Origin of the sequence: Pseudomonas sp. B22129 (assembly GCF_044218875.1) — a bacterium.
Taxonomy (GTDB): domain Bacteria; phylum Pseudomonadota; class Gammaproteobacteria; order Pseudomonadales; family Pseudomonadaceae; genus Aquipseudomonas.
In genome coordinates this window covers 395,966-412,921 of sequence record NZ_CP162592.1, presented here as the reverse complement: position 1 = coordinate 412,921, position 16,956 = coordinate 395,966, and the positions used below count along the sequence as shown (strand labels likewise).

The window sequence follows — 16,956 nt, the reverse complement described above, 5'->3', positions numbered from 1 at the left end:
TCTTCTCTTATTACTTCACCTGGGTAGTGGCGAAGTTATTGGTCGTCAGAGGGCTTTGGGTATAACCCTCGACGTTTTTGCGCATGGCGGTGAACATTTTCGGGTAAGCCATGGGAATCCAGGGTTGGTCCTTGTCGAAAACGTCCAGGGCTTGTTCATAGAGTGCAGCGCGCTGGGGGGGTTCAGCGATGGCGCGCGCCTTGTCGATCAAGTCTTGAAACTCTTTGTTACACCAGCGGGCGTAGTTTTCGCCGTTTTTCGCTGCATCGCAACTCAGGTTTGGGGTGAGGAAGTTATCCGGGTCGCCGTTATCACCGGCCCAACCGGCCGAAACCATGTCGTGCTCGCCGTTTTTAGCACGCTTGAGCATCTCGCCCCATTCCATAACTTTGATGTTGACCTTCAGGCCAATCTGGGCCAGATCCGCCTGCATGCGCTGGGCGCCCAGCATCGGGTTAGGGTTGGTCGGGCCACCGCCGTTACGGGTGAACAGGGTGAACTCGGTGCCTTCCGGTAAGCCGGCTTCCTTGAGCAGGGCGCGGGCCTTGTCGAGGTCGCGTGGCGGGTTTTTCAGTTTGTCGTTGAAACCCAGCAGCGTCGGCGGGTATGGGCCAGTGCCTACGACTGCGTTGCCTTTGCCGTACAGGGCGTCGGTGTAACCGGCCTTGTCGAACGCGATGTTGATTGCGTGGCGAACACGGGCATCGCTCATGTACTTGTGGGTGGTGTTCAGTGCGGTGTAGCTGGTGGTCATTGCCGCCAGTTCGTCGACTTTCAGGTTCGGGTCGGCCTTGACGCTGGGGACGTCATCGGGCTTGGGATACAGCGCGATCTGGCACTCGTTGGCCTTGAGCTTTTGCAGGCGCACGTTGTTGTCGGTGGTAATCGCCAGAATCAGCGGGTCTGCCGGTGGCTTGCCACGGAAGTACTCCGGGTTGGCCTTGAACCGCACTTGGGCGTCTTTGGCGTAGCGGGTGAAGATGAACGGGCCGGTGCCGATGGGCTTGGCGTTCAGGTCATCGGTCTTGCCGGACTTGAGCAACTGGTCGGCGTATTCGGCGGAGTGGATCGAGGAAAACGCCATGGCCAGGTCGGCCAGGAAAGGTGCTTCGGGACGGGTCAGCGTGAAGACAACGGTGTGGTCGTCGGTCTTCGTCACGCTTTTGAGCAGTTCCTTGAAGCCCATGCTTTCAAAGTACGGGTAGCCCACGTTGGACTTGTTGTGCCACGGGTGATTCGGGTCCAGCTGGCGCTGGAAGCTCCAAAGCACGTCGTCGGCGTTCAGGTTGCGCGTGGGTTTGAAGTAGTCGGTGGTGTGGAACTTGATGTCGTCACGCAGGTGGAACGTGTAGGTCAGGCCGTCCGCGCTGATGTCCGGCAGGGCCTTGGCCAGTGCGGGAATCACTTCGGTGGTCCCGGGCTTGAAGTCCACCAGGCGGTTGAACATCGTTTCAGCGGCGGCGTCAGCGGTGACCGCCGTGGTGTACAGGACCGGGTCAAAACCTTCCGGGCTGGCTTCGGTGCAGACCACCAGCGGTTTGGCCGAAACGCCGATCGCCACGCTCAACAGCGCAGCGGCCACAGCGGCTTGTAGCGGGAGCATTTTCATTCAGAGCCCTCTGCAATCGATGGAACCAGACAAGCGTAGACGGCGGGCTCGTGATGAGCCCGCCGTCTACCTGGCGCTAATTAAAGAATGTTGAACGGGATGGTGGTGACCAAGCGGAACTCACGGATGTTGCCGTCAGCCTGGTTGGCAGTGGCACGGTGAGTCACGTAGGTACCACGAATGGTGGTGGCCTTGAGTGCGCCGCTCTGAATGGCGTAGGAAGTGCCAACACCGTATTCCTGGTGTTTCTCGCCGTCCTGAGCCTGGATACCGTTGTAAGCGAAGCCGGCACGGCCGCCGTCGCCGGTGTAGTGAGTACCGTCGATGCCCCAGCCGCGAGCCGAGTAGATGTTGAACTTCAGGCCTGGTACGCCGTATTCGGCCATGTTGATGCCGTAAGCGATCTGGAACGATTTCTCGTTCGGGCCGTTGAAGTCGGACGTCAGGGAGTTGGCCAGGTAGATGCCGTTGGTTTCGTGCAGGTAGTCGAAGTACTCGTTACCGTTCACTTCCTGGTACGAGAAAGTCAGGCTGTGAGCCTGGTGAGTCAGGCCAAGCGACAGCGAGTAAGTGTCGTTGTCGATCTTGCCCATCAACTTTTTGCCTTCGTCGACGGTTTTGTAGTAGTTCAGGCCAGTGGTCAGGCTCAGTTGCTGGCTGTCACCCAGTTCGTGGGTAGCGCCGAAGTAGTACTGGTTCCAGAAGTCTTTGACTTGGGCGCCGAAGAAGCTGGTTTTCAGGCTCTTGAACGGCTGGTAGTTCACACCGGCGGTGTAGACGTGATCTGCTTCCTGGCCATTGCCGTATTCGGTACGGAATTTCGACAGGCTCTGCTCGGTACGTGGCGACACGCGGTCGAAGTAAGCGCCCTGGAACGACAGGTTGCTGAACTCCTCGCTGTTGAGCGCGAAACCTTCAAAGCTCGATGGCAGGGCACGGTTACCGATGGTGTCGATGATGCCGCTGCTGAAGTTCTGGCGACCGGCGGTCAAGGTGGTGTTCGAAACGCGGAACTTCACGTTGGCCAGGCCCAGTTTGCTCCACTGATCCACTGCATCGCCGTCGGAGTCAGCCAGGGTACGGTTGGAACCGCCCTTGATGTCACGCTTGCTGCGGTCCAGCACGATGGCGTTGTAAGCCGCCACTTCGGTTGCCACGCCCACGGTGCCCTGGGTGAAGCCCGAGCTCAGGTTCAGGATGGTGCCCTGTACCCAGTTGGTACGGTACGCATCGGTGCGCGCTTCACCGTGTTTCTGGTAGGTGAACTTGCCACCGCGGAACTTCTGTTCGTTGGAGAACCAGTTACGCGTGGTGCCGCCCAGGCTTGCGCCATCGACAAAGCCCTTGGCCTCGCTTTGGGCGCTGGTGCCGGCCAATGTGGTAGGAACGAAGTCCTGGCTTTGGGTTTCAGCGAAGGCGGTTGCCGTGATGCTGCTGATGGCCAGGGCCAGAAGCGCTTTGCTGCTCAGTTTCATGGGTGAAGCTCCTTTGGTTCTCTTTTTAATGCCGGTCTTTTTAGGTGAACCGGCTATTGGGTGTGTAACTCGTTCAAGCCATTGCAAACGTTTGCCGTAGGATAATTCCCAACAAAAGGCTGCACGTTTACTGGAGAGCAGACTTCGCTCTCCATCATCCGGTTATTTTCTTATGGGTTGAGACTGACGCCCGAGAACACGTTGCGGCCGAAGGGGCTGACTTTGAACCCTTCGACTTTGGCGCTTAACGGTTGGTTGACCGTCGAGTGGGCGACTGGCGTGATTGGCACCTGCGCTTTAAGCAGCTGCTGCGCCTGTTTGTACAGAACAGTCCTTTGTTCGCGGTCGGTGACGACCTTGGCTTGCTTGACCAATTTGTCGTACGCCGGGTCGCACCACATGGAGTAGTTGTTCCCGCCGATGGCGTCGCAGCTGTAGAGGGTGCCCATCCAGTTGTCCGGGTCACCGTTGTCGCCGGTCCAGCCGATGAGACTGATATCGTGCTCACCGTTTTTGGTGCGCTTGATGTATTCGCCCCACTCATAGCTGACGATCTTGACCTTGAGGCCGATCTTGGCCCAATCGCTTTGCAGCATCTCGGCCATCAGTTTGGCGTTGGGGTTGTACGGGCGTTGCACCGGCATGGCCCACAGGGTGATTTCGGTGCCTTCCTTCACGCCGGCGGCCTTGAGCAATTGCTTGGCCTTTTCCGGATTGTAGGGCGCGTCCTTGATAGTGTCGTCGTAAGACCACTGGGTCGGCGGCATGGCGTTGACCGCCAGTTGCCCCGCGCCCTGGTACACGGCGTTCAGGATGCTTTGCTTGTTGACTGCCATGTCCAGCGCCTGGCGCACTTCGAGTTGGTCGAAGGGTTTGTGGCGCACGTTATAGGCGATATAGCCTAGGTTGAAACCGGGCTTGGTCAGCAATTGCAGGTTCGGGTCGGCCTTGAGCGCGTCGACGTCGGCAGGGCGCGGGTGCAGGGTGATCTGGCACTCGCCGGCCTTGAGCTTCTGCACACGCACCGAGGCGTCGGTGTTGATGGCGAAGATCAATTGGTCCAGCTTGACCCGGCTCGGGTCCCAATACTGTTTGTTGCCCACAAAACGGATCTGCGAGTCTTTCTGGTAGCGCTGGAACACAAACGGGCCGGTACCGATCGGCTTCTGGTTGATGTCGCTCGGCTTGCCTTCCTTGAGCAACTGCTCGGCGTATTCGGCTGACAGGATCGAGGCAAAGCTCATGGCGATGTTTTGTACAAACGCGGCGTCAACCGTGTTCAGCGTCATCACCACGGTATGCGGGTCGGTTTTCTCGACCTTGGCAATGTTCTTGTTCAGGCTCATCCCGTTGAAGTACGGAAACTCGGTGGGGTAGGCCTTGCGAAACGGGTGTTCGGGGTCAAGCATGCGGTTGAAGGTGAACAGCACGTCGTCGGCGTTGAAGTCGCGCGTCGGCTTGAATTCCTTGTTGCTGTGGAATTTCACCCCTTCACGCAGGTGAAAGGTGTAAGTCAGGCCGTCTTCGGAAATATCCCACTTGGTTGCCAGCCCGGGCACCACGTTAGTTGCACCTTTTTCGAACTCCACGAGGCGGTTGTACAAAGGCTCCGCCGCATCGTTGTCGGTGGCGGTGGTGTACTGCGCAGTGTCAAAGCCGGCCGGGCTGCCTTCGGAGCAGAACACCAGGCTCTTCTTCTCGGCGGCTTGGCCCATCGTGGCCACAGCCAGCAGGCTGGTACCAAAAATTGCGGATAGAACGGTGGTATGGCGCATGACGATCCCGATCCTTGTTTGTAATTGTCATCAGCGAGCAATCACCCGGGCCAAAAGCTCGGGAGACATCACTGATCCCACAAACAGCAAGTACCCCTCAGTGGGCGCCTCTGCTGTCCTGCGACGTTATGGGCCGTGGACTTCGCAGTAAATGCGCCGAAACTGATTGACCTTGTAGGTAACGGAGGCACAAATCGCAGTTCGTTGCCGTAGGACGGCAACGGTTGCGGATGTGGTCTGTTTCCTGCGGTCCGGGCGGATGCAATAACGGCGACGTTATGAAACGTCGCCGTCAGTGATCCTTACTTGCCGCTGACGCTCACGCCGTAGAAGGAGTTCAAGCCAAACGGGCTGATCTTGAAGTCCTGCACGGTGTTGCGCATGGGTTGATACACCGTCGAGTGCGCGATAGGTGTCATCGGGACTGCATCTTTGAGGATATGTTGCGCCTGCTTGTACAGCTCGGTGCGTTTGGCGACATCCGATGTGGCCTTGGCTTCTTTCACGATGCCGTCGAATTTCTTGTCGCACCATTTGGAGAAGTTGTTACCGGCCAGCGAGTCGCAGCCGAACAGCACGTTCAGCCAGTTGTCCGGGTCACCATTGTCACCGCTCCAGCCAATGATCATGGCCTGGTTCTCGCCGCCTTTGGAACGTTTGATGTACTCGCCCCACTCATAGCTGACGATGTTCACTTTCAGGCCGATCTGTTTCCAGTCGTTCTGCAGCATTTCAGCCATCAGCTTGGCGTTCGGGTTGTACGGGCGTTGAACCGGCATGGCCCACAGGGTGATCTCGGTGCCTTCCTTGACGCCCGCTTCCTTGAGCAAAGCCTTGGCTTTGGTCACGTCGTAAGGGGCATCCTTGATGGTGGTGTCGTAGGACCACTGGGTCGGCGGCATGGCGTTGACGGCCAGTTGGCCTGCGCCCTGATACACGGAGTCGATGATCTGCTGCTTGTTCACCGACATGTCCAGCGCTTCACGAACGCGCAGGTCAGACAGTGGGTTGGCGGCGGTCTGGCCTTTGAGAACCGGCATGACATTGTAAGCGATGTAGCCCAGGTTGAAACCGGCCTGGTGCGGCAGTTTCAGGTCCTTGTCGTCGCCCAGTGCCTTCAAGTCGGCCGGACGCGGGAACAGGGTGATCTGGCATTCGTTTTTCTTGAGCTTCTGGATACGCACCGACGGGTCAGTGGTGATAGCGAAGATCAGGTTATCGATCTTCACGTCTTCAGGTTTCCAGTAGTCCTTGTTGCCGGTGTAACGAATGTTCGAGTCTTTCTGGTAGCTCTTGAATACGAACGGGCCAGTGCCGATTGGCTTCTGGTTGATGTCCGGCGCTTTGCCTTCCTTCAACAGTTGCGCTGCGTATTCGGCGGACTGGATCGAGGCGAAGCTCATCGCCAGGTTCTGGATGAACGCGGCGTCCACGGTGCCAAGGGTGAACTTGACGGTGTGGTCATCGACTTTCTCGATGTTCTTGATGTTGGTGTCCATCCCCATGTCCGTGAAATACGGGAACTCGGTGGGGTAGGCCTTACGGAACGGATCGTCCTTGTTGATCATGCGGTTGAACGTGAACAGCACGTCATCGGCATTGAAGGTACGAGTCGGTTTGAAGTACGAGGTGGTGTGGAATTTCACGCCATCACGCAGGTGGAAAGTGTACGTCAGGCCATCCGGGGACACGTCCCAGCTGGTGGCCAGCCCAGGAATCACAGCGGTGCCGCCGCGTTCGAACTGGGTCAGACGGTTGAACATGGTTTCGGCCGAGGCATCGAAGTCTGTTCCGGTGGTGTACTGGCCTGGGTCAAAACCGGCCGGGCTCCCTTCGGAGCAGAACACCAGGTTAGTCGCCGCTTGGGCGAAAGGAGCTGCGGCCATAAGGCCAGCGCTAACAAGTAACGGAAGGACTGCGTGTTTAAGCATGTTGGCCTCATGATTTGTTGTCATTTTTGGTGGTGAGGGCGACCTCGTGAGTCGGCCTGCGGATACTTATGCAGGCGCCATACCCATTGCAAGATGCTGAACCGTCGCGAAGGTCAAAGTGTGGTACGAACGTACAGGAATGTCGCATTTATGAAAGTTTTGACATAAATGCATATATTTAGAGGCTTTTTTCGGTGCGTGAGGCGCACCAAAAATGACCAACCGAGGCGTCTGGCGCACTCGGTTGGGGCGCGCTTGTTACTTATCTAGACTGACACCGTAGAACGGCGTGAGGCCAAACGGGCTGATCTTGAAGCCTTGCACTTCCTTGCGAAGTGGCTGGAAAACCGTCGAGTTCGCAATAGGTGTTATAGGTACTTGTTCCTTAAGGATTTTTTGTGCCTGTTGATACCACTTGATGCGCTGGTCGCGATCGTTGCTGACCTTGGCTTGTTGAACGAGTTTGTCGTAGGCAGGGTTACACCATTTGGCGTAGTTGCTGCCCTTGACTGCGGCACAACTGTAGAGCACGCCGAGCCAGTTATCCGGGTCGCCGTTGTCGCCCGTCCAGCCATAAATCATCGCGTCGTGCTCACCGTTTTTGGCGCGCTTGATGTATTCGCCCCATTCATAGCTGACGATGTTGGCTTTGATGCCGACTTTTTCCCAATCCTGCTGGATCATTTGCGCCGACATGCGTGCGTTCGGATTGGAGGCGCGCTGAACGGTCATCGCCCACAGATTGATGGTGGTACCTGGTGCAACCCCTGCTTCTTTTAGTAGCGCCCGCGCTTTGGTCGGGTCGTACGGCGCGTCCTTGATCGTCGGGTCATAAGACCACTGCGCAGGAGGCAGTGCGTTCTGCGCCAATTGCCCGGCGCTCTGGTACACGGCCTTGATGATGGCAGGCTTGTCGATGGCCATGTCCAGTGCCTGGCGCACTTTGAGCTGGTCCAGCGGTGGGTGGGTTACGTTGTAGGCCAGGAAGCCGAGGTTGAAACCGGCCTGTTGCAGCACGCGCAGGTTCGGGTCCTGCTTCATGATCTCGATGTCTGCCGGGCGCGGGTAGCCACTGACCTGGCATTCGCCCGCCTTGAGTTTTTGCAAGCGCGCGGCGGCGTCAGGCGTGATGGCGAACACCAGATTGTCGAGCTTCACGTCTTCGGGCTTCCAATACTGTTTATTGGCGACGTAGCGAATCTGCGAGTCCTTTTGGTAACGCTTGAACACAAATGGCCCGGTGCCCACCGGCTTCTGGTTGATCTCTTCTGCCTTGCCTTCCTTTAATAGCTGGGCGGCGTATTCGGCCGATTGCACCGAGGCGAAGCTCATCGCCAGGTTCTGCACAAAGGAAGCGTCGACGTTGTTCAGGTTGAAACGCACGGTGTGCTCGTCGAGTTTTTCGACGTTCTTGATCGTGGTGTTCAAGCCCATGTCGGTGAAGTAGGGCGATTCGGACGGGTAAGCCTTGCGAAACGGGCTGTCGGCATCCAGCAGGCGGTTGAAGGTGAACAGCACGTCATCCGCATTGAAATCGCGGGTTGGGGTGAAGAAATCAGTGGTGTGGAATTTGACGCCATCGCGCAGATGGAAGGTATAGGTCAGGCCGTCTTTGGACACGTCCCAGCGTGTCGCCAGCCCAGGCTCCACTTCGGTGCCGCCACGCTTGAACTGGGTCAGGCGGTTGAACACGGTTTCTGCCGAAGCATCAAAATCGGTACCGCTGGTGTACTGGCTGGGATCGAAGCCGGCAGGGCTGGCTTCCGAGCAGTAGACCAAAGTGCTGGCGGCGTGGGCCATCGGCATAAAAGCCAGCAGGCTTGCAGCGAGGAGGAGCGGTTTGACGGCGATTCTTTCCATGGAGACCCCTGAAGTGGCAGGTATATAAGGCTGCCCAAACGAAAACGGCGGTCACCGAGGTTACCGCCGTTCTGGTTGCTCAGGTAGAGACAAACACTGGAATGACAGTGTTTGAATTACGCGGGAAGGTCGGCTGGCACCGATACCTCCAGATGAGTGGGGGCGAGGTTGTCGATGAGGTAGGAGTCACCCGATATCTCATTGCTCTCGCGGATTGTGAAGGTTCGGGTCGTCGTTGCTTCGATGTCCTGGAGAGCTCTGGGGTTGTCGCCCGTCAGGTCATTGAAGTACCACTTGGCCACAACTCTGACTTGGGTTTCATTTTTGAGTGGGTCGTAGTCTACAAAGTAGGACGTGCCGCTGACCTTGGCGCCGTAGCCTTCTTTCAACGTATTGAGCAGTTCAGCATTGGCAGGGAAGACCGAGCCTTGATGAGCGACCTCTGAAATACGGGCGCGCAGGTCTGCGTCGGGAATCGCTTCCTCGAACTGTTTGATTCTGTTCTGTCTGATCATTTCGGCAGAGCTGCCTTTAGCATTCAGTGGCAGCACAAGGTCGCCTTCTTTTGATGCCTTTATGACCGAATAGTCGGCGCGGTTAAGGTCAAGAATGAAATTGGGTGAATAGTCGCTGGTGCTGTATTCCGTAGGGGCGGCCTTTTCCGAATCATAAATCTCAACACGTTCATCGGTGCGGCCCTGCCATGAAAGGTTGAGCTTTCTTTTAAGGACGCCATTGTCCTCAAATCCACTTGTGGATACGACGTAGCGGGTCGCCTCATCAACGTTCAAATACTCGTCGAGCTTTTTCGTCTGTGTGACGGCCTGCTCATCGATTTCAGCGAACAAGTCTGAAACCTGAGGGTTGAGACTGTTAGGGGGCGTTGGCGAAGACCCGCGTTGCCAAGGCCACTTGAGACCACCATCGCCCGCTACGCGGTTCCACTCGCCATTGTTCCCTGGTGTTACCACCGATATCACCCTGCCGTTTTTTGGATTAATGACCCAGGCAAATTCGCTACCCGATCGGTGCTGGGCATGTATTTCAAACACCCTGCTCGTGTTTGTTTCATCGGTAATGCGCACGAACTGACGGTAGGCTCCCGTGCTGTCGGTCATTCGATAAACCCCCATGGCATCCCGGGTGGCGTTCTTGATCAGTTCTTCTGCGTCAGGGACGGCATATTGCGCGATGGGGATGAGGGACGGGGATTGCGGCAAGGGAGCGGGCACGATCGGTTTGGTCGGCGCTGGGCCTGTGGACGGTCCAGGCTGAGGTTCTTCATTTTCAGGGGTTTCTGATTGAGGGCGTGGCTCTACCACCGGTGTCTCTTTCTCGGGAGCAATGGCGAACGGATCTTCGGGGACTGTGCTCGCCCCGACCGAGAACAACGTGTTCAGTAAACCGTCGAACGCCTTGGATGCGCCGTCCTGGCGCTCGGCTTCGGTATCGCCGGACGCTTGTTTTTCTGCCCCCAGTGTCGCCTCGGTCAAGCCTAGTACTACGGCCGCTCCCGCCACAGGCGCAGCGATAGGCGCCAGTTTGGCCAGCAGGCCTGCCGCTACAGTAATGTCGTTGAGCCAGGTATCGCGGGTGACTTCGCTGTTGGACTTGATGACCACATCGGCGTCGCTTGTCATGCGCTGTTTGCCGGTGGACGTCATTGTAGAGAAAACATCCCCTTCGATCTCCGATTCGCTGCTATTGATGACAGAGCCGCTGTGCTTGCCCGAAGCGATGTTTTTCAACACCGTGTCCAGGCCATCTTTATGTAGGTGGGAGTCTGCAATCCAGAGCAGCGGTATGAAGGTATGGGCCAGAGAATAAAGGGTTCCGGGCTTGTGGTCCTGGCGAGTGAGCAGTGGAAAGTGGGAAGCCAGGGCCGCGCGTTTTTTTTCGTCCTTGGCCTGGTCGGTGACCCATTGCTCCAGTTTCTCAAGCGAATCGAAACGCAGAAAAGCAGGCTCGGCGCCAGGGATATAAAGCACTTGGCGGCTGCCGTCAGCAGCACTGAATCGCAGAATGTCGCTGGACGCAATGCCTGCGATATTCAGCGCATGCACCCGGCCTTCTAACGTAGCCGTGCCTTTGAGTTGCTCGATGGTCAGCGCGGCATATTCATCCAGTGGAAGGTTGGGAACTGCGCCCATCACCAAGCGGTAATCTTCCCGGGTGAAGCGGTGCTCCGGGGCTTGCAGTGCGCGTTCGGCGGGCGGCATCGCCTGCGTAGCTTTTATCTGCTTACGGGCCCGGTAGGCGAATTCGCCTTTGATGGCTGTGCGGTAGTCATCAGTGTGGCTGTTCCAGAAACTGTCGATTTTTTTGGTGATTTGACCTTGAAAGTCGGTTTTCCAGCTTTCGTGCATCACTGCGGATGGCAGAATCTGGAGTTGGTTGTGAGCGCCGTAGCCCTTTTTATTGCCTTGATTGTTTGGATTGCTTTGCCCATAGCTGTCTGTGTACAGGCCGGAGTTCGCGTCAAGGTTGCCTGGAACCCAGTCGCCTTCGGAGAAGTTTTTCAGCAGCGCATCCGGTAGTCGCAGGGAGGAGACAGGCTCCACGATGACGTATTCCCAGCCGGTGACGGTCGATTTATCGTAGCTATCAGGGGTGCGCCCGCCGCCGTTGAAGCGGTTCAGGTAGATGGTGTCCGAATCGATGTGCTTTCCGGTCAGTTTGAACAGAATCGCGTCGGCCCATTTCTTGGCTTCTGCCCGGGTGTTGGGTAGGGTGGTGGCCACATCGACTGCCAATTGTTTGTAAGCCAGTGCCTGGGGGGCCGAGAGGTAGAATCGCGCCGCGTTCTGCTTCTGCGTTTCCAGCGCCTGTGCCGAACGTTTTTCGGCTGGGCGCAATGGGTCGTTGGCGGGAATGGGTTGGAACGCGCCGTCATTGTCTTCGAGTCGCCTGATTTGGGCGCTGGCCTGGGGGCGGGAGGAGGGCAGCGTCTCTCCATGAAAGTCCGCCACCAGCTTCGGCCGCACGGTGGCATCCTCGCCATTGAGGTTTACCCGCAGGCGTTGACCCGGCACGGGTGAGATGACTTTAGCGGCGTCCAGGATGGGCTCGGCGATTTGCCCCCAGCCTGAGTTGTCGGTGAGGGTGAATGTTTTTTTGTTCTCGCCTTCACCCACTGTCAGGACGCCAGTGGAGGGAACAATCGATGCGGCATCCATCTGGATACCCTGATCTTGCAGCCACTTTTTGACAGTCGGATTTTCCAAGTGCGTTCGATACAGCGCGAGCCATTGGCCCAGCTGGCTGTCGGCAGGGACTCTGATCAGGCCAGGGTCGTTGTGCAGTATCTTTTTCTGCACCGCCGCGATGTAGGCTTCGACCAGTTTTTTATCCCCGGCGGAGGTTGGCGAGGGTTCGCTCGACGCTGGGTTTACAGCGGCTTGTGTTGTACGTGTCTCGACAGGTTTGGAGGGAGTGTGGCTGCCCAGTGCGGGTAGAAAGGGATAACCGTTGCGCACGGATAGTGTCATGGTGAGGTTCTCTTATGGAGTGCGTCCGGCAAGACTCTCCCTGTGGGCCGGTGTCGTCCTTGGGTCGTGAGAACCGAAAGCTCGGTTGCATTGGGTTTGTCGCAAAGTGTGAAACTCCGGGCGGCCCGTGCAAACAAAAACGGCGCAGGCCCAGAGGCCGCGCCGTTTTGAGATCCAGGACGGATACTTATTGCAGCACTTCAATCACCCCATCGGCGCTCATGGTGACCTGGCTGGTGCCGGCTTCCACTTCCGGTGTCGGTGCTGAATCAGCCATGGCGGCCTTCATCATCATGCCGCCATTGCGCGCGTACGGCATCGGGTAGCCGTTGGTGTTGAAGTTCAGGTTGACGATCTTGTAGCCCTTGCCGCCGAGTGCGTCAGTGGCGAGTTGGGCGCGGGCCTTGAAGGCGGCGACGGCGTCTTTGAGCAGCGCATCTTCGCTGGACTTGCGCGTGGCATCGGCAATGGCGAAGTCCATGTTTTCCATTTTCAGGGTGTTCAGCAGCTCGCCGGTGAGCTTGGACAGGGCCGGGAAGTCCGCGCTTTCCAGGCGTAACTCGGCGCGTTCACGCCAGCCGGTGATTTTCTGGTTCTTGTTGTCGTAGATCGGGTAGCTGTTACGGCTGCCCTGGCGCAGGGTTACGCCTTTGACTTCGCGGGCTTCGCCGAGGGCCTTGTTCATGGTGTTGGTGATTTCAGCGGCAAGCTTGGCCGGGTCGCTGTTTTGGGACTCGGTGTAGAGGGTCACGATCATCTTGTCGCGGGCAACCTCCTGGCTGACCTCGGCGCGCAGGGAAATCTGGTTGTAGTTCAAGCCTTCGGCAGCCAATGCCGGAAGGCTGGCCAGGGTGGCGACGCCGAGGGTGATAACAGCAGCACTGCGAGTGAAACGAGACATGTAAGCTCCTTGGAGGTATTCGTGTTCGGTATGACTGTAGACGGTGGCATCGGGTTCTTCGGGTTTACACATTACCTACAAGTTGTGGCGACGCCGACGAACGGTCATCTGCCCGGCCTGCGTCAAAGAGCCACACAGGCCGTGGCGGCGGGCCTGCTTCGTTTATACTCCCGACGATCCGCCTGCAGCGCTCATCGGGAGAGCTCATGCTCGCCGCCGTAAAACTGACTTCCGCCACTCGCCAAAACCTCTGGCGCCTGACGTTCATTCGCACCTTGGTGCTGGCCGCGCAGGCCGGTTCCGTTGGGCTCGCCTACTGGTTTGACCTGCTGCCACTGCCCTGGCTGCAACTGGGTGTCACCCTCTGTTTCTCCATCGTGCTCTGCGTGTTCACCGCCATCCGGTTGCGCACCACGTGGCCGGTGACCGAGCTGGAGTACGCCCTGCAACTGGCCTGCGACCTGTTTATCCACAGTGTGTTGCTTTATTTCTCGGGTGGTTCCACCAACCCCTTCGTTTCCTATTACCTGGTGCCACTGACCATCGCCGCCGTGACCTTGCCGTGGCGCTACTCAGTGGTGTTGTCGGGTATCGCGCTGGCGCTGTACACCCTGCTGCTGGCGCAGTTCTACCCGTTGCAGACGTTTCCCATCGCCCGGGAAAATCTGCAGATTTACGGGATGTGGCTGAGCTTCGCACTGTCGGCGGCGGTGATCACCTTCTTTGCCGCGCGCATGGCTGAAGAGCTGCGCCGCCAGGAAGAGTTGCGCGCCATTCGCCGTGAAGAAGGCCTGCGCGACCAGCAACTGCTCGCCGTCGCCACCCAGGCCGCCGGTGCCGCCCATGAATTGGGTACGCCGCTGGCGACCATGAGTGTGTTGCTCAATGAGATGGTCCAGGACCACCCTGACCCCGCCCTGCAAGATGACCTCAGCGTGCTCCAGGAACAGGTCAAGCAGTGCAAGCACACCTTGCAGCAACTGGTGCGCGCCGCCGAAGCCAACCGCCGCCTCGCGGTAGAAATGCAAGACGTGACCCAGTGGCTCGACGAAGCCCTGAACCGTTGGCACCTGATGCGGCCCGAGGCCAGTTACCGCTTTCATCTATTGGGCCAGGGCAGCGTGCCGCGCATGGCACCGCCACCGGACCTGACCCAGGCGCTGCTCAACCTGTTGAACAATGCCGCCGACGCCTGCCCCGAAGGCCTGGGCGTGCAGTTGGACTGGGACGCGGAAAACGTGACCATCAGCATTCGTGACCACGGCGCAGGTGTGCCGCTGGCCATTGCCGAGCAGATCGGCAAACCCTTCTTTACCACCAAGGGCAAAGGCTTCGGCCTGGGCCTGTTTTTGAGCAAGGCCAGCGTGACCCGCGCGGGCGGCTCAGTGAAACTCTATAGTCATGAGGAAGGCGGTACGCTCACCGAGCTGCGCCTGCCACGTGTCGCACGAGGAGATATCGATGAGTGACGAGATCCAAGTCGAAGGCGAAGAACTGCCGCATTTGTTGCTGGTAGATGACGACGCTACTTTTACCCGTGTCATGGCGCGCGCCATGAGCCGCCGTGGTTTTCGCGTGAGCACCGCAGGCTCCGCCGAAGAGGGCCTGACCATCGCCCAGGCCGACCTGCCGGACTACGCTGCGCTTGACCTGAAAATGGACGGCGACTCCGGCCTGGTGCTGCTGCCCAAGCTGCTGGAACTCGACCCGGAAATGCGCGTGGTGATCCTCACCGGTTACTCGAGCATTGCCACCGCCGTCGAGGCGATCAAGCGCGGCGCCTGCAACTATCTGTGCAAACCGGCCGACGCCGACGACGTGCTGGCCGCCTTGCTGTCCGAGCATGCCGACCTCGACACCCTGGTGCCGGAAAACCCGATGTCGGTGGACCGCCTGCAGTGGGAACACATCCAGCGTGTGCTGACCGAACACGAAGGCAACATCTCCGCCACTGCCCGTGCGTTGGGCATGCACCGCCGCACCTTGCAGCGCAAGCTGCAGAAGCGCCCGGTACGGCGCTGAACACTGACTGAACAATTTGCTTCAGGCCGCACGGAGCCCCGAACCGATCGTCTATGATCGGTTCAAACGCCTGTCACATTTTCTTACAGAGCCTGAACGATGAATCAGAACGCTGAGTACTCCGCGGTCAACGACGCGGTGCGTGGGCACTTCTTTCGCCGAACCTGGGCGATGATCACGCCCTATTGGCGCAGTGAGGAGAAGGGCAAGGCCTGGTTGCTGCTGGCGGCGGTGATTGCACTGTCGCTGTTCAGCGTGGCGATTTCCGTGTGGATCAACCACTGGTACAAGGATTTCTACAACGCTCTGGAAAAAAAGGACACAGCGGCCTTCTGGCAACTGATCGGCTATTTTTGTGGCATCGCCACCGTGGCTATCCTTGGTGCTGTGTACCGCCTGTATCTGACCCAGATGCTGACCATTCGCTGGCGCGCCTGGCTGACCGAAAAACATTTCACGCGCTGGCTCGGCAACAAAAACTACTACCAGCTGGAGCAGGGCGGGTACACCGATAACCCGGACCAGCGGATTTCCGAAGACCTCAACAACTTCACCTCGACCACCTTGAGTCTGGGCCTGGGGCTGCTGCGCAACGTCGTCAGCCTGGTGTCGTTCTCGATCATTTTGTGGGGCGTGTCGGGCAGCATTGAAGTGTTTGGGATCACCATTCCCGGCTATATGTTCTGGTGCGCACTGCTGTATGCCGCGGTTGGCAGCTGGCTGACTCACCTGATTGGCCGTCGCTTGATCGGCCTGAGCAACCAACAACAACGCTTCGAAGCGGACCTGCGTTTCTCCATGGTACGTGTACGTGAGAACGCCGAGAGCATTGCCCTGTACAACGGCGAGCCGAATGAAAAGCAGCGTTTGAGCGCGCGGTTCGGCAAGGTCTGGCAGAACTACTGGGACATCATGAAAGTGTCCAAGCGCCTGACGTTCTTCACCGCCGGTTACGAACAGATTGCCATTGTCTTTGCCTTTATTGTGGCGGCTCCACGCTATTTCGCCGGCAAGATCGAGTTGGGCGAACTGATGCAAATCAACTCGGCCTTCGGCAACGTGCAAGGCAACTTCAGCTGGTTTATCAGCGCCTATTCCGACTTGGCAAGCTGGCGCGCGACCAGTGACCGTCTGCTGAGCTTCCAGCAGGCGATGAGCGAAAATGAACAGCGCCCTGCGGCGATTGATGTGCGCGGTGAAGGCGAACGCCTGGTGGTGCAGGGCCTGGGCATGGACCTGTCGGATGGTCGCCACCTGCTCACCGACGCCGACATGGCTGTCGAGCCTGGCCAGCGCGTCATGCTCAGCGGGCGCTCGGGCAGCGGTAAAAGTACGCTGCTGCGGGCGATGGGGCATCTGTGGCCCGCTGGCCACGGCAGCATTTTGTTGCCGGCCGCGCGCTACCTGTTCCTGCCGCAAAAACCTTACTTGCCGATTGGCACGTTGAAGGCTGCGCTGAGTTACCCACAGGACGAAAGCGTCTACCCGGCAGAACGTTATGCACAGGTCCTGGAAACCTGCCGCTTGCCGCACCTGGTCGCACGCCTGGACGAAGCCAACCACTGGCAGCGCATGCTCTCGCCGGGCGAGCAGCAACGCCTCGCCTTTGCGCGCGCATTGCTGTTCGCGCCGCAGTGGCTGTACATGGACGAAGCCACGTCGGCGATGGATGAAGAGGATGAGGCTTCGTTGTATCAGGCGTTGATCGATGAGCTGCCGGGGCTGAGCATCGTCAGCGTCGGCCACCGCAGCAGCCTCAAGCGCTTCCATGGACGGCATGTGCGGATTGAGGGTGGGTTGCTTCAGGAACAAGCGATTCCTTGAGGTAAAACTCGGTCAACATTGTGGGAGCGGGCTTGCTCGCGAATGCGGTGTGTCAGTTGCAATAGCTGTGA

The 16,956-nt window shown here is 58.3% G+C and carries 10 protein-coding genes; 3 read left to right on the top strand and 7 right to left on the bottom strand.

Annotation, left to right across the window (positions count from 1 at the left end; all coding sequences use genetic code 11):
• Window positions 1–10: 10 nt before the first annotated feature.
• The 7 genes from AB4P94_RS01890 to AB4P94_RS01860 form a co-directional block, all read right to left on the bottom strand.
• Complete coding sequence (locus tag AB4P94_RS01890) at window positions 11–1,609, bottom strand: ABC transporter substrate-binding protein (protein ID WP_395609172.1); 1,599 nt, start codon at window positions 1,607–1,609, stop codon at window positions 11–13.
• Between the two features lie 80 nt (window positions 1,610–1,689).
• Window positions 1,690–3,084, bottom strand: a complete 1,395-nt coding sequence (locus tag AB4P94_RS01885) for an OprD family porin (protein ID WP_395609171.1) — start codon at window positions 3,082–3,084, stop codon at window positions 1,690–1,692.
• Window positions 3,085–3,254: 170 nt separating this feature from the next.
• Window positions 3,255–4,799, bottom strand: coding sequence for an ABC transporter substrate-binding protein (locus AB4P94_RS01880; RefSeq protein WP_395611280.1), 1,545 nt, complete (start codon window positions 4,797–4,799; stop codon window positions 3,255–3,257).
• Between the two features lie 362 nt (window positions 4,800–5,161).
• Entirely contained in the window at window positions 5,162–6,790 is a 1,629-nt protein-coding gene (locus AB4P94_RS01875; protein WP_395609170.1) for an ABC transporter substrate-binding protein, read from the bottom strand.
• A 258-nt stretch (window positions 6,791–7,048) separates the two neighbouring features.
• On the bottom strand, window positions 7,049–8,650 hold the full coding sequence (locus AB4P94_RS01870; RefSeq protein WP_395609169.1) for an ABC transporter substrate-binding protein: 1,602 nt from the start codon (window positions 8,648–8,650) through the stop codon (window positions 7,049–7,051).
• A 116-nt stretch (window positions 8,651–8,766) separates the two neighbouring features.
• Window positions 8,767–12,138 carry a dermonecrotic toxin domain-containing protein gene (locus AB4P94_RS01865; RefSeq protein WP_395609168.1) on the bottom strand — a complete coding sequence of 1,124 codons (3,372 nt, stop codon included), beginning with the start codon at window positions 12,136–12,138 and terminating at the stop codon, window positions 8,767–8,769.
• 187 nt (window positions 12,139–12,325) lie between these two features.
• Window positions 12,326–13,039, bottom strand: coding sequence for an SIMPL domain-containing protein (locus tag AB4P94_RS01860; RefSeq protein WP_395609167.1), 714 nt, complete (start codon window positions 13,037–13,039; stop codon window positions 12,326–12,328).
• Between the two features lie 206 nt (window positions 13,040–13,245).
• Here AB4P94_RS01860 and AB4P94_RS01855 point away from each other — a divergent pair, with 206 nt between their 5' ends.
• The 3 genes from AB4P94_RS01855 to AB4P94_RS01845 all read left to right on the top strand — a co-directional run bounded on the left by AB4P94_RS01855 (window position 13,246) and on the right by AB4P94_RS01845 (window position 16,885).
• Window positions 13,246–14,508: an ATP-binding protein gene (locus AB4P94_RS01855; protein WP_395609166.1), complete on the top strand. Its 1,263-nt coding sequence runs from the start codon at window positions 13,246–13,248 to the stop codon at window positions 14,506–14,508.
• Complete coding sequence (locus tag AB4P94_RS01850) at window positions 14,501–15,061, top strand: response regulator transcription factor (protein ID WP_003171731.1); 561 nt, start codon at window positions 14,501–14,503, stop codon at window positions 15,059–15,061. Before AB4P94_RS01855 ends, AB4P94_RS01850 begins: the two co-directional genes overlap by 8 nt.
• A gap of 99 nt (window positions 15,062–15,160) precedes the next feature.
• Window positions 15,161–16,885: an ABC transporter ATP-binding protein/permease gene (locus AB4P94_RS01845; RefSeq protein ID WP_395609165.1), complete on the top strand. Its 1,725-nt coding sequence runs from the start codon at window positions 15,161–15,163 to the stop codon at window positions 16,883–16,885.
• Window positions 16,886–16,956: the final 71 nt, after the last annotated feature.